Annotated in this window: 9 protein-coding genes; 6 read left to right on the top strand and 3 right to left on the bottom strand. The window is 70.6% G+C overall.

The window, feature by feature from the left end; all coding sequences use genetic code 11:
• Positions 1–18 precede the first annotated feature (18 nt).
• From ACIP9H_RS15670 to ACIP9H_RS15660, 3 genes are read right to left on the bottom strand one after another with little or no spacing between them, the layout of a single operon-like run.
• Positions 19–498 (bottom strand): hypothetical protein, encoded by a 480-nt coding sequence (locus tag ACIP9H_RS15670; protein ID WP_401959426.1) that lies wholly within the window; start codon positions 496–498, stop codon positions 19–21.
• A gap of 51 nt (positions 499–549) precedes the next feature.
• Complete coding sequence (locus tag ACIP9H_RS15665; RefSeq protein ID WP_401592286.1) at positions 550–936, bottom strand: fic family toxin-antitoxin system, toxin component; 387 nt, start codon at positions 934–936, stop codon at positions 550–552.
• Positions 933–1,247 (bottom strand): hypothetical protein, encoded by a 315-nt coding sequence (locus ACIP9H_RS15660; protein ID WP_401592288.1) that lies wholly within the window; start codon positions 1,245–1,247, stop codon positions 933–935. The genes ACIP9H_RS15665 and ACIP9H_RS15660 overlap by 4 nt, the downstream gene beginning before the upstream one ends.
• A 476-nt stretch (positions 1,248–1,723) precedes the next feature.
• On the opposite strand from ACIP9H_RS15660, the gene ACIP9H_RS15655 reads away from it, so the two are divergent.
• The 6 genes from ACIP9H_RS15655 to ACIP9H_RS15630 all read left to right on the top strand — a co-directional run bounded on the left by ACIP9H_RS15655 (position 1,724) and on the right by ACIP9H_RS15630 (position 12,012).
• Positions 1,724–4,453, top strand: a complete 2,730-nt coding sequence (locus ACIP9H_RS15655; RefSeq protein WP_401592290.1) for a glycosyl hydrolase family 95 catalytic domain-containing protein — start codon at positions 1,724–1,726, stop codon at positions 4,451–4,453.
• Positions 4,454–4,602: 149 nt separating this feature from the next.
• Positions 4,603–5,427, top strand: a complete 825-nt coding sequence (locus tag ACIP9H_RS15650; protein ID WP_401592292.1) for an enoyl-CoA hydratase/isomerase family protein — start codon at positions 4,603–4,605, stop codon at positions 5,425–5,427.
• Between the two features lie 605 nt (positions 5,428–6,032).
• On the top strand, positions 6,033–6,785 hold the full coding sequence (locus ACIP9H_RS15645; protein ID WP_401959424.1) for a thioesterase II family protein: 753 nt from the start codon (positions 6,033–6,035) through the stop codon (positions 6,783–6,785).
• 255 nt (positions 6,786–7,040) lie between these two features.
• On the top strand, positions 7,041–9,884 hold the full coding sequence (locus ACIP9H_RS15640) for an AAA family ATPase (protein ID WP_401959422.1): 2,844 nt from the start codon (positions 7,041–7,043) through the stop codon (positions 9,882–9,884).
• Positions 9,885–9,913: 29 nt separating this feature from the next.
• Entirely contained in the window at positions 9,914–10,414 is a 501-nt protein-coding gene (locus ACIP9H_RS15635; RefSeq protein WP_401592296.1) for a PH domain-containing protein, read from the top strand.
• Complete coding sequence (locus ACIP9H_RS15630; RefSeq protein WP_401592298.1) at positions 10,411–12,012, top strand: PH domain-containing protein; 1,602 nt, start codon at positions 10,411–10,413, stop codon at positions 12,010–12,012. Before ACIP9H_RS15635 ends, ACIP9H_RS15630 begins: the two co-directional genes overlap by 4 nt.
• The last annotated feature ends 83 nt before the right edge of the window (positions 12,013–12,095 follow it).

Genomic DNA, 12,095 nt, shown 5'->3' with positions numbered 1-12,095 from the left:
CCGTGCCGGTGCGGCATGTCAGGCCCGGGTCGCACCGGGCAGCCCCAGGGCGGCCAAGAGGGCTGAGGAGAGCTCTTCCGCGAACAGGGCTGACCCGGTGAGCGCATGCCGGATGGCTTCCTCGTCGGACGTCAGTCCGGCCGCGGCCGACCAGGCGAGTGCGCCGGCGACCGCCCGCTCGACGGGGAAGCGGTCCAGAGGGATCTCGTAGCTCTCCGCCATCTCGCGGTTGAGCAGGCCCTGCCATCTGCTGCCGTCCGGCGTGAGGGCTTCGACGAAACCGACGTCGCTGTCCAGGAAGGACACCATGATCGCCGGTGTCCGTGTGCTCTGGACGAGGTTCGCCAGGCTGCGTCGTCCGGCGTCGGCGAAGTCCGTCACCTGCCAGCCCTCCGCCCGCACCTCCGTGTCCTCAAGGTCCGTGAACCCGGCTGCCAGCATGAGCCGGCCCAGGTCTTCCGTGGTCCGCGTCGTCAATGATCCGCCTGAATTTCCCATGGCCGGAAAGCTAGCGGGTACCTCTGACAAGCCCGCTCGGCGTCCGCGGGTTCAGGCGGTGTCCCACTGGCGGAGCTGGAGGGCGATCTGCCGGACGGGCGCCTCGCCGGCGATGACGTCGCGGACCAGGATCGCGGCGTCCTTCGGCTCGTAGGTCAGGGTGTGGCCGTTCACGCGGAGGAACGCGACCGCGGCGAGCCAGCCGAACTGGCCGTTGGAGTGCTCCAGGGCCGGGAGCCTGGCCAGGGTGTGGAGCAGCGCGGCCGCCTTGAGCCAGATCGAGCCGTAGATCTCGCGCCGCATGGCCTCCGAGCGGTGCCGGGCGACCGCGGCCGGGAGGATGCCCAGGTCGTCGGCCTGCGGATCGCCCGTGATGTGCTCGGCGACCTGCAGCAGCATCGGGACGTCCGCGTAGATCACCGCGTCGGGCCGGCTCACGCGGCGGTCCCGCGCGCCTGGTCGTCGGCGTTGAGCTCGGCCAGGCGGTGGCCGGCCTCGGCGTCCGCGGCGCGGTACGCCTCGTTCGGACGGCCGTCCTCCGGCAGGATCTCGGCAAACGCGTCCTTCACCTTTGCGTGCGCTTCCATCGCGGCTTCCAGGAACGCGGTCGGGACGGCGTTGGCCTGGATGAGCGCCGCCTGCCGGATGAACTCGCGGGTGGGCAGGCCCGCGGCCGCCGCCGCGCGGCGCACCTGGTCGAGTTCGTCGTCGTCGGTGAAGGGGACGTTCATGCCCTTGGTACTCGTCATGTACTGACGGTACCGCCGGTACACCGCGCACCGCGAGGCCTTCCGTGTTTCCCGGCAGGGTGCCGGAGGGGGCGGCTTCGCCTCACCACGGCTTCTCCGCTCCCCGTGACGCAGGCGGAAGGCCGACCGCCCGGCAGATTTTGCGCTGAGTGTTGACCCGTCAAGACATCCGATGTTCACTTCCTGTGGCACGGCCATGCCAACGCCGTGACGTACCCGCACGCCGTCATTCCGCTTGTCGCAGGCGCTTCGAGAGCGAACGGCCTCGTGCGACCTGCACTGCTCTTTCCGTTACATGTCCCGCCCGGCGCGTCGCTTCGCCATGCCCTCGTACGGCACGGGGAGCAAGCGTGCCAAAGAAGCAGTCCCACCAAGTCATCCGATCAATCACGCTCCACGTCGACCGGTCGCACCCCCGTCCCAGGCTCTCCGGGCGCCGGTCGGCGCACCCCCATGACCAGCAGGGAGGACATTCGATGAGACTGCGCAGACTTGTGCGAGCGGCGCTCGCAGCCGTCTGCATCATGACCGCGACCGCCGTCGGGCTGTCGGCTCCGGCCGCGGCCGCACCGACGGAGGCCGCGTTCGACTCCGCCAACGGAGCCCTGAACGTGGATCGCGCCGCCTATATGTCCAAGCACGACCTCGTCTACAACCGGCCCAACACCAACCCCCTGCACGGGCTGACCGTCGGCAACGGCCGCACGGGCGCGATGGCCTGGCAGAACAACGGGCTGACCATGCAGGTGTCCGGCGTGGACACCTCGCAGCAGACGGCGTTCGGCGCGGGCCTGCTCAACCTGTCCACGACCCCGGCGCTCGAGAGCGGCTACAGCACCTATCAGCAACGCCTGTCGCTCTACGACGGCACCCTGACCACCAAGTACGACAGCAACCGCACGGTGACCGTGATGGGCGTGCCGAACTCCGAGGTCATGGGCGTGCACGTCGAGGACTCGCGCTCCGGGGTCTCCGCCGTCAACCTCGACCTGGGCCTGTGGGACGTCTCCCAGCTGGGCAACAGCGGTGACGTGCCCAACCTCACCACCTGGAAGACGGTCTCCACGTACGCCGACTCCACCGGCGCCGGGATCAGCCGCGGCCAGTCCGACCCGCAGAATTTCGGCTACACCCTGGCCGCCACGGTGGAGGGGGCGTCCTACAGCACCCGTGTCGTCGACGGCCGGACCGTCCGCCTGTCGATCACCCCGTCCAGCAGCTACACCATCTGGTTCACCGCCAGCACCCGGCTCAACGCGCCCTCGCACGACTCGGTGGCCGAGGCCAAGCGCGCGCTGGCGGCGGCCAAGAGCCGCGGCTACAGCGCGACGCTCGGCGACTACACGTCCTGGTGGCACAACTTCTGGGGCAAGTCGTTCGTGCAGTACTCGGGGCTGTCCGGGGACGCGGACTACCTGGAGAACGTCTACTACCTGAGCACGTACATGATCGCCGCCGGTGGGTACGGGACCAATCCGTTCCACTTCATCAACGGCGTCTTCCGGGCCACCGGTGATCAGACCAAGTGGAGCAACGCGTACTGGTTCTGGAACCAGCGCGATGTCTACAACTCCTTCCTCGCCTCCAACCACACCGACCTCATGGCCGGCTTCAACCGGCTCTACAGCGGCAACGCGGCGGCGCTGAAGGCGTACACCGGGACCCGCTACGGCGTCGACGGGCTGTGGGTGCCGGAGACCATGGGCTGGGACGGCAACGCCCGCGGCACCGTCAACAGCGACTTCACGAAGAACATCTGGTCGACGGGCACCGAGGCCGCGTACAACATGTACCTCCAGTACGCGTACACCAACGACTCCGCCTACCTGCGCAACACCGCCTACCCGTTCATGCGGGACGTGGTGAAGTTCTACGCCGCGAAGCTGTCCTTCGACTCCGCGTCCGGCAAGTACTACGTCGCGAGTTCGAACGCGCACGAGACGTACTGGAACGTGCCGAACGCGATCACCGACCTCGCCGCGGTGCGCACCCTGTTCCCCCTCGCGATCAGCACGTCCCAGTCCCTGGGCCTGGACGCGGACCTGCGGCCGCAGTGGCAGCGGATCGTGGACAACCTGATCGCCTACCCGTCCACCGCGGACGTCTATCTGCCGCACACCCCGCCGCTGGCCCAGACCCGCAACGGGGAGAACGTGGCGGCCGAACTCATCTGGCCCTACGACCGGACCGGCATCGGCGCCCCGGACCAGCAGAAGGCCGTGAACACCTTCAATGCCCGTCCCTTCCCGTACGGCAACGTCTGGGCCAATGACGCCGTGCAGGCGGCCCGGCTGGGGCTGGGGGACCAGGCGTACCAGGGCATGAAGACGATGCTCCGCAAGTACCAGACCTATCCCAACGGCATGACCGACAACACCAACGGCGTCTTCGAGTACCTCGGGGTGCACCTCGCGGCCCTCAACGAGTCGCTGCTCCAGTCCTACAACGACAAGATCCGGGTCTTCCCCGCGGTGCCGAGCGACTCCTCCTTCACGGGACGCTTCACCCTGCTGGCCAAGGGCGGCTTCACCGTCAGTTCCGAGCGTGAGGCCGGCGAGGTGAAGTACATCGGCATCAAGAGCCTGTACGGGAAGACGACGCGGGTCGTGAACCCGTGGGGGACCCAGCAGGTGAGGGTCCGCGACGTCACCGGCGGTACGACCGCGCTCACCACGAGCGCCGCCGAGTTCGACCTGCCGACGGTCGCCGGCAGGGTGTACGTGGTGGAGCGCACCGCCAAGCCGCTGTCCTCCTACACCGCCGTACGGCTCACCGGCACCGCGAACCAGGGGGAGAAGGCGCTGAGCGGCACCACCTCCACCCTGGGCCTGGCCCAGACCGCCAACCCCATGGTGAACGACAGCCAGTTGACCTACGACAGCAACTGGTACGGCACCAGCGGCCGGGGCTACGGCGACTACAACGACGACACCCACCACAGCACGACGGTGAACTCCGTGGCCCAGTACACCTTCACCGGCACGGGAGTCGGCTACATCTCCGAACGCAACGGCGACATGGGGCCCGTCGACGTCTATCTCGACGGCACCTTCCAGGCGACGGTGGACCTGCGGGTCTCCGGAGCGCGGCAGGCGCAGCAGACCGTCTGGCAGCGCACCGGACTGACCCAGGGAACGCACACCATCCGCATCGTCAACCGCAGCACCTCGGTGGGGATGGTGGACGCCTTGCGCATCACACCGTAGGAAGTCCGCGGGCCGAGGGCGCAAGCGCCCCCGGCCGGGTGCCATGGGCTGGGCCGAGGTCCGGTCCAGCCCGTGGCACCTCACGGCTCCGCGGCGCGCCGCGGCCGTCGACTTGGATTTCGTTTTTAAAGTCAGCTAGTGTGCGTCGCATGTCAGACACGCAGCAGTTCCACGTGACCGAGGTGTCGCCGTCCCACTGGGACGTGACCTTCTCCAACGGTCCGGTCAACCTCATCGACGTCGACACCATCGAGCAGCTCGCCGCTCTCGTCGACCGCATCGAGCAGGCGCCTGATCTGACCGTGGTCGTCTTCCGCAGCGACAACCCGGACTTCTTCATGGCGCACTTCGACTTCCTGGCGGACGGCGCCAGGGTGGCCGCCATGAAGCCCGGCCCGACGGGCCTCCACCCCTACGCGGACAACTTCGTCCGCCTGAGCAAGGTCCCGGCCCTGACGATCTCCGCGATCAGGGGCCGCGTCCGCGGAGCGGGAAGCGAGTTCGCGCTGGCCACGGACATACGCTTCGCCGGACATCAGGCGATCCTCGGGCAGTTCGAGGTCGGTGTCGGTGCCGTGCCCGGGGGCAACGCGACGGGGCGCCTGGGCAGGCTCGTGGGCCGGGGCCGCGCGATGGAGATCCTGCTCGGGGCGGACGACTTCCCGGCCGAGCTGGCGGCCGAGTACGGCTACGTCAACCGTGTCGTCCCCGACGGCGAACTGGACGCCTTCGTCGACGCTTTCGCCCGCCGTGTCGCGGGGTTCGACAAGACCGCCGTGTCCCGGACCAAGGCCCTCGTCGACGAGAGCGCCCCGACCTCCGACGAGGAGGCCGGATCGGCGTTGTCCGCCTACTTCCGGACGGCGGGGCGGCCGGAGAACGCAGACCGCGTCCGTCGTCTCTTCGAGCGCGGCCTGCAGCAGCCGGACGGCGTCGAACTCGACCTCGGCAAGCGGGTCGCGGAGAACGACTGAATCGCGCGGAGGTACGGGGCCGGCGGCGGCCGGACCCCGGGGCGTCCTGAGCCCCGGGGCCGGCCGCCGCGGTACCCGCGAAACCGGCCCGGTCCCGATCGCTCCGCGACGCCGTGCCGGGCACGCCCCGAGATCGAGTAAAAGGATTCAACAATGCCGAACCCGGATATCCGTGGGTTCGGCGGAGTACCGGTTGGATCGTGATATGTCGCCGTCTCGCCCGCGACCGGGAGACCCTTACCGACGGCTCCGCGGCCGTGCTTCATATCACTTCGGCCGGCGGCGTCCCCGCAGGGCAGAACGGGTGAGAACGCCCAGACCCGGCGCGAACCCATTCGGGCATCACGGGCGTTCCGCCTGCTTCAAACGCCCTCTTATCCGCCGAACCCGACACCTTTTCCCGCGGGGTCGCCACCCCTGGCCGTCGATGTGTCCACCAGGGGTGTTTCAGGCGTGTAGGGGTGCCGATTAGGGGTACTCCGCCGCTCGCCGCCTCTGCTAGACATGGCGCTGTGAAGGAAACGTGTTCATGCTGCCGTCGCGGCATCGAGCGCGCGATCGCGTCCCGACGTTGAGTGGAAAGTTTCAGTCAGTTGGCAGAAAACATGGCCTCCAGCCGCTGGATCCGCCGCTACCACCCGTCGGAGGGGAGCCAGGTCCGACTGGTCTGTCTGCCGCACGCCGGTGGCTCGGCCTCCTTCTACTTCCCGATGTCGCAGGCGCTCGCTCCGGCGCTGGACGTCCTCTCGGTGCAGTACCCCGGTCGCCAGGACCGCAGGGACGAACCCGGCATCACCGACATGACCCGCTACGCCGACGAGTTGACCAGGGAACTCCTGCCCTGGCTCGACCGGCCGCTGGCCTTCTTCGGGCACAGCATGGGCGCGGTCCTGGCCTTCGAGGTGACGCGGAGACTGGAGCGCGACCACGGCGTGGCTCCCGTGCGGATCTTCGCCTCCGGACGGCGCGCGCCGTCGAGTCACCGCCACGAGACGGTGCACCTGCGCGACGACGACGGCGTCGTAGCGGAGATGCGTGAACTCAGCGGGACGGATTCGAGGATTCTCGGGGACGAGGAAATCCTCCGCATGGTGCTGCCCGCAATTCGCACCGATTACACCGCGATCGAGAACTACCGGGCCACCCCGGAGGACGTCGTGCGCACGCCCATCACGGTGCTGACCGGAGACGCGGATCCGAGAACGACCCGCGAAGAGGCGGAGTCCTGGGAAAAGCACACGACCAGTGATTTTGAAATTCACTGTTTCCCTGGGGGCCACTTCTTTTTGGCGAACCATCAGGAGCGCATCCTGAGAATTGTTTCCGAGGGGTTGACCGCGGACGCTCGGACGAACTGAACCAAGCGCTTCGGCACAACGGGGGATCGCGTCCGACAGGCCGCGAGTTCGAGTGCCCGCCCCCGCCTGACGGCGGGGGCGGAAAGCCGCCGGACATCGGTGTCCTGGCGGACGACCGTATGGGGCAGGGCCGTACAACGGCCCGGGACGCGCCCCGCGGTGCACAGATGACAGGACGGCACCGCACGGGCCCACCGGCACGGCGCGCGGTCGTCACGTCCTCCGTAGACGTGTGGTAGCGGGAGGGGAAACTCCGTGTGGGCAAGGCTGTTCGAGCGCGGGAAGCAGCTGGACACCCTGAGCGAACTCCTCGGCAGCGCGATGCGCGGCCGGGGCCGGGTCGCCGTGATCAACGGGGCCGTCGCCAGTGGGAAGACGAGCCTTCTGGAGAGATTCACCGACGAGGCGATCTCCGCCGGCGCACTGGTCCTCGAGGCCTCCGGTTCCCGCTCCGAACGCTTTCTCCCGTTCGGCATCCTGCGCAGGATCCTCGACAGCGCGGGCCACCACTCGCCGGAGGTCCACGCCTACGCCACCGAACTGCTCGACGCAGCCTCGGAGGAGACCGCACAGGCCGCGGACGGCACCGAGGCGGGCATGCGCATCATGCCGCACCTGTCCACCGCGGTGCTCCGCCTCGCCCGGAACAGGACCGTCGTCATCGCCGTCGACGACGTCCACCACGGCGACGAGCTCTCCCTGCACTTCCTGCTCTGCCTGGCCCGCCGGGTACGCCAGGCCCGGGTGCTGATCGTGCTCACCGAGGCGGTGCGGCTGCGACCGGCCCAACTCGCCTTCCACGCCGAGCTGCAGCGCCAGCCCAACTGCACCAGCGTCCGGCTCCGGCTGCTCACGCCCGAGGGCACCGCGGGGGTCCTCGGCGACCACCTGCCGGAGGCGGCGGTCGGCCGGCTCGCGCCCGAGATCCACCGGACGACCGGCGGCAACCCGCTGCTGCTGAAGGCACTGCTGGAGGACGGCACCTCCGCCGCCCCCGGTGAGACCTTCCAGCAGGCCGTTCTCAACTGCCTGCACCGCGGCGACCCCGAGATGCTGACCGCCGCCCGCGGCGTCGCCGTCCTCGGCGACGGCTGCTCCGCCGTCCAGCTCAGCCACATCGTCGACCTGCACGTCAAGCCCACCGAGCAGGCCCTGCAGGATCTCGAACGCTGCGGCGTCCTCCACAAGGGCGCGTTCCGCACCCCGGCCGCCCGCGAAGCGGTCCTGGACGCGGCGCCCCCCGCCGCGCTGTCCGCACTGCACCTGCGGGCCGCCAAGCTGCTCCACCACGAGGGCGCGGCCTCCCTCGACGTCGCCCGCCACCTCGTGGCCGCCCGCAAGAACGTCGAGGAGTGGGCCATCCCGGTCCTCAAGGAGGCCGCGGAGTACGCGCTCGTCGACGACGAGGACGAACTCGCCCAGCAGTGCTGGGAACTGGCCGTCGCCTCCTGCCCCGAGGGGCCGCAGCGCGCCGCCCTCAAATCCCGCCTGGTGAGCCTGGTGTGGCGCAGCAGCCCGGCGGCCGCCGAGAGCCACCTGCGGCAGCTGTGCCGGGAACTCGCGGCGGGCCGGCTCGCCGACCGGGACGTGATCCAGGCCGTGTCGGCGCTGGTGTGGATGGGACAGACCGAGGGCGCGGGCGAGGCCCTGCGGCACCAGATGACCGCCGCGGCCCCCGCCTATGCCCAGGCCAGCATCGCCACCGCCCGGACCTGGCTGACGACGATCAGCCCGCCGCTCACCGCGCTCTTCGCGGACACGGACGCGGAGACGGGCACCGACACCGATCCGTCCGGTTCCGTACGCCCCGGCGGCGCGCACACGCCGGCGGCGGTCGCGGCGGCGATGGCCCCCTACGACTCCGCGGACTGCGCCTACGTCCAGGCCGCCGGGGCCGTCCTGACCACCTTGCGGGAGCGCAGGACGGACGCCGCCGTCGCGGAGGCCACCCAGGTCCTCCAGCGCTACCACCTGGGCGACCGGACCATCCAGCCCCTCGTCTTCGCCCTGCTGACCCTGATCTACACGGGCCGCCTCGACCTGGCGCTCGCGTGGTGCGAACGGCTGCTGGGCGAGTGCTCCGCACGCAACGCCCCCGCCTGGCACGCCGCGCTCGGCGTCGTCCGCGCCGAGATCGCCCTGCGCCGGGGCGACCTGCCCGGCGCGGCCGCCCAGGCGCGCCAGGCCCTCTCGCGGATCTGCACGCAGAGCTGGGGCGTCGGCATCGCGCTGCCGCTGGCCATCCTGATCGAGACCGAGGTCCAGATGGGCAACCACGAGGAGGCGATGAACCTCCTCGAACAGCCCGTTCCCGAGGCGATGTTCTCCACCTTCCTCGGCCTGCAGTACCTCCGGGCACGTGGCCGCTGCCACCTGGCCACCGGGCGCTACCACGCCGCACTGCGCGACTTCCTCACCTGCGGCGAGCTGATGCAGGCATGGGACATGGACGCCGTGGAACTCGTCCCCTGGCGGCTCGACGCCGCGGAGGCCTGGCTGGCCCTCGGCAACACCGGACGCGCCCGCGAGTACGCCGAACAGCAGAACCAGCGTGACACCGGACTCGAGGGCAGCCGCTCCCGCGGCGCGCTGCTGCTCATGCTCGCCCGTACCGGAGGCGACCTCACGTACCGGCTCAAGCGGCTCACCGAGGCCGTGGACATCCTGGAAGTCGGCGAGGACCGCCTGCAGTTCGCCGTGGCCCTGGGTGAACTGGGCCGCGCCTACCGGGCGCTCGGCGACTTCAACCGCGCCCGGATCCTCGTCCGCAAGGCCTGGCACGTCGCCAAGTCCTGCGGCGCCGAGCCGCTGTGCGTGCAGTTCATGCCCGGCGGCCAGGCCGGCCCCGAACCCGCCGAGGCCACCGGCCGCGAGACGGCCGAACCGCCCAAGGAGACCGAGGTACTGTCGGAGGCCGAGGCGCGCGTGGCGCTGCTGGCGGCACGCGGCCACACCAACCGGGAGATCGCGACCAAGCTCTACGTCACCGTGTCGACGGTCGAGCAGCACCTGACCCGCATCTACCGCAAGCTGCAGGTGAAGCGGCGCCGGGACCTCCCGGCCCGGCTGTCCGACCTGAGCCTCACCGGGGCCGCCTGAGCCCGCGACCGGCCGAGGAGGCGGAAGCAGTGGACAGCACGCACGACGTATGGCTCAGGCCCCCGCGCCACCGTGTCGACCGGCGCGCCCTGGGCTGGTGGACCGTCCAGGCCGCCGTGTTCGCCCTTCCGCTGCCCCTGGTGTTCGGAGCCCTGTACCTCTTCGTCCCGCCCGCCCGCTTCGTCTTCGTGTGGCTCTTCCTGGCCTTCCTGGTGCCCGGCGTCGCGTACATGGCGGTCATGCCCGTCTGGCGCTACCGGGTCCACCGCTGGGAGGCCACGGACGAGGCCGTCTACGCGGCGTCCGGCTGGCTGTGGCAGACCTGGCGGGTCGTGCCGCTGTCCCGCGTGCAGACGGTGGAGACGCTGCGCGGCCCGATCCAGCAGCTCTTCGGGCTCTCCGGGGTGACCGTCACCACCGCGTCGTCCTCCGGCGCGGTACGGATCAAGGGGATCGACCGGCGGATCGCCCTCGATCTCGTCGAGCACCTCACGCGGGCCACACAGGCCGCACCGGGTGACGCCGCGTGAGCCCGCAGGACGGTGAGCGGGCGGCCTCCGCGCAGGACGGCGGGTGGCGCCGGCTCAGCCCCCGGCTGCTGCTGGTCAACCTCGGCATGCTCAGCGGGCCGCTCGCCCTGTTCGCCCTCACGCTGCTCCTGACCGGTGCCGACCTCCAGGCCCTCATCTCCCTCGGGTCGATGCTGACCACCTTCCTGGTGATCACCTGGATCGGCACGATGCGGCTGCTCACCACCCGCTTCCGGGTCGTGGACGGCCGCGTCGAAATGCGCTCCGGACTCCTCTTCCGCAGCCACCGCTCGCTCCCCGTCGACCGGATCCGCAGCGTCGACATCCACGCCAAGCCCTCGCACCGCATCTTCGGCCTCGCGTCCGTGCGGATCGGCACCGGCGGACAGGGCTCGCCCTCCGGCCGGGAACTGCGGCTGGGCGGCATCACCCGGAGCCATGCGGACGACCTCCGCCGGCTGCTGCTCGACCCCCACGGGCGCACCGGCGCCGGACCGGGGACACCGGGCCCCGGCGGAGAAGGCGACGGCCTCGTCGCCGAGTTGGACTGGGCCTGGCTCCGCTACGCGCCGCTGAGCCTGTGGGGGCTCGGCGCCGTCCTCGTCGGGGTCGGCACCGTCGCGCGCGTCCTGGGCGAGATGAAGATCAACCCCCTGGACCTCGCCGTCGTCGTGTACGTCCGCGACCGCTTCGGCTCCGTGCCCTGGTGGTTCGGCATCCTCGTGACCGCCGTGGCCCTCCTCGTCATCGGAGCGGCGCTGTCCACCGCCGCCTTCGTGGAGGGCTGGAGCGGCTACCGGCTGGAGCGGGAGGGGGACGACGCCTACCGGGTCCACCGCGGACTGCTCGTCCACCGTTCCGTCACCCTGGAACACCGCCGTCTGCGCGGCGTCGAGATCATCGAGCCGATGCCGCTGCGCCGGGCCGGTGCCGCCCGCCTCGACGCGATCGCCGGCGGCCTCGGTAGCAGCGAGGAGAACCGCAGCCGGCGGTCCCTCACCCCGGCCGTTCCGCGGCAGGAGGCCCTGCGGGTCGCCGCCGACGTCCTCGCGGAGGAACGGTCCCCGACGGAGACTGCGCAGTTCCTCGCACATCCCCGGGTCGCCCTGTGCCGCCGGATCAACCGCGGACTGCTGGTCCTGGCGCCCCTCGTGGCCGTACTCCTGGGGCTCGGGCCGTGGCTCGGCCCGGCCGCGGTGCACGCGGCCTGGATCACCGCGTTCCTCGGAGTTCCCGTCGTCCTCGCGCTCGCCCACGACGCCTACCGCGCCCTGGGCCACGGCCTGCGCGACCGCTATCTCGTCGTCCGCGCGGGCACGTTCGCCCGCCGCACCGCCGCCGTGCAGCGCGACGGCGTGATCGGCTGGAGGATCACCCGGTCCGCCTTCCAGCGCCGCAAGGGTCTGCTGACCCTCGGCGCGACGATCGCCGCGGGCGACGGCTGCTACAAGGTCCGGGACGTCGGGGTCACCGACGGGATCGCCCTGGCCGAGGAGGTCGTGCCGGGGCTCCTCACCCCGTTCCTCGAACGCGGCCCGGAGGGCGGGGCGGGGCCGCGGGGCGAAGGGACGTCCACCGGTAACGGAAGGCGTTCCTGAAGCCCATTTCCCCGAACCTGCGGACACGGCTCCCGGGAATTCCTGCCGCAGTTTCCATTCTTTCTTGCAATTGCCTCCCCTCT

Source organism: Streptomyces sp. NPDC088732 (assembly GCF_044751205.1).
Taxonomy (GTDB): Bacteria; Actinomycetota; Actinomycetes; order Streptomycetales; family Streptomycetaceae; genus Actinacidiphila.
This window is presented reverse-complemented; position numbering and strand designations above follow the sequence as displayed.

Coding starts and splice junctions, on each gene's coding strand:
- ACIP9H_RS15660 (WP_401592288.1), bottom strand. CDS start 1,247: ATGACGAGTACCAAGGGCATGAACGTCCCCTTCACCGACGACGACGAA.
- ACIP9H_RS15655 (WP_401592290.1), top strand. CDS start 1,724: ATGAGACTGCGCAGACTTGTGCGAGCGGCGCTCGCAGCCGTCTGCATC.
- ACIP9H_RS15645 (WP_401959424.1), top strand. CDS start 6,033: ATGGCCTCCAGCCGCTGGATCCGCCGCTACCACCCGTCGGAGGGGAGC.
- ACIP9H_RS15650 (WP_401592292.1), top strand. CDS start 4,603: ATGTCAGACACGCAGCAGTTCCACGTGACCGAGGTGTCGCCGTCCCAC.
- ACIP9H_RS15670 (WP_401959426.1), bottom strand. CDS start 498: ATGGGAAATTCAGGCGGATCATTGACGACGCGGACCACGGAAGACCTG.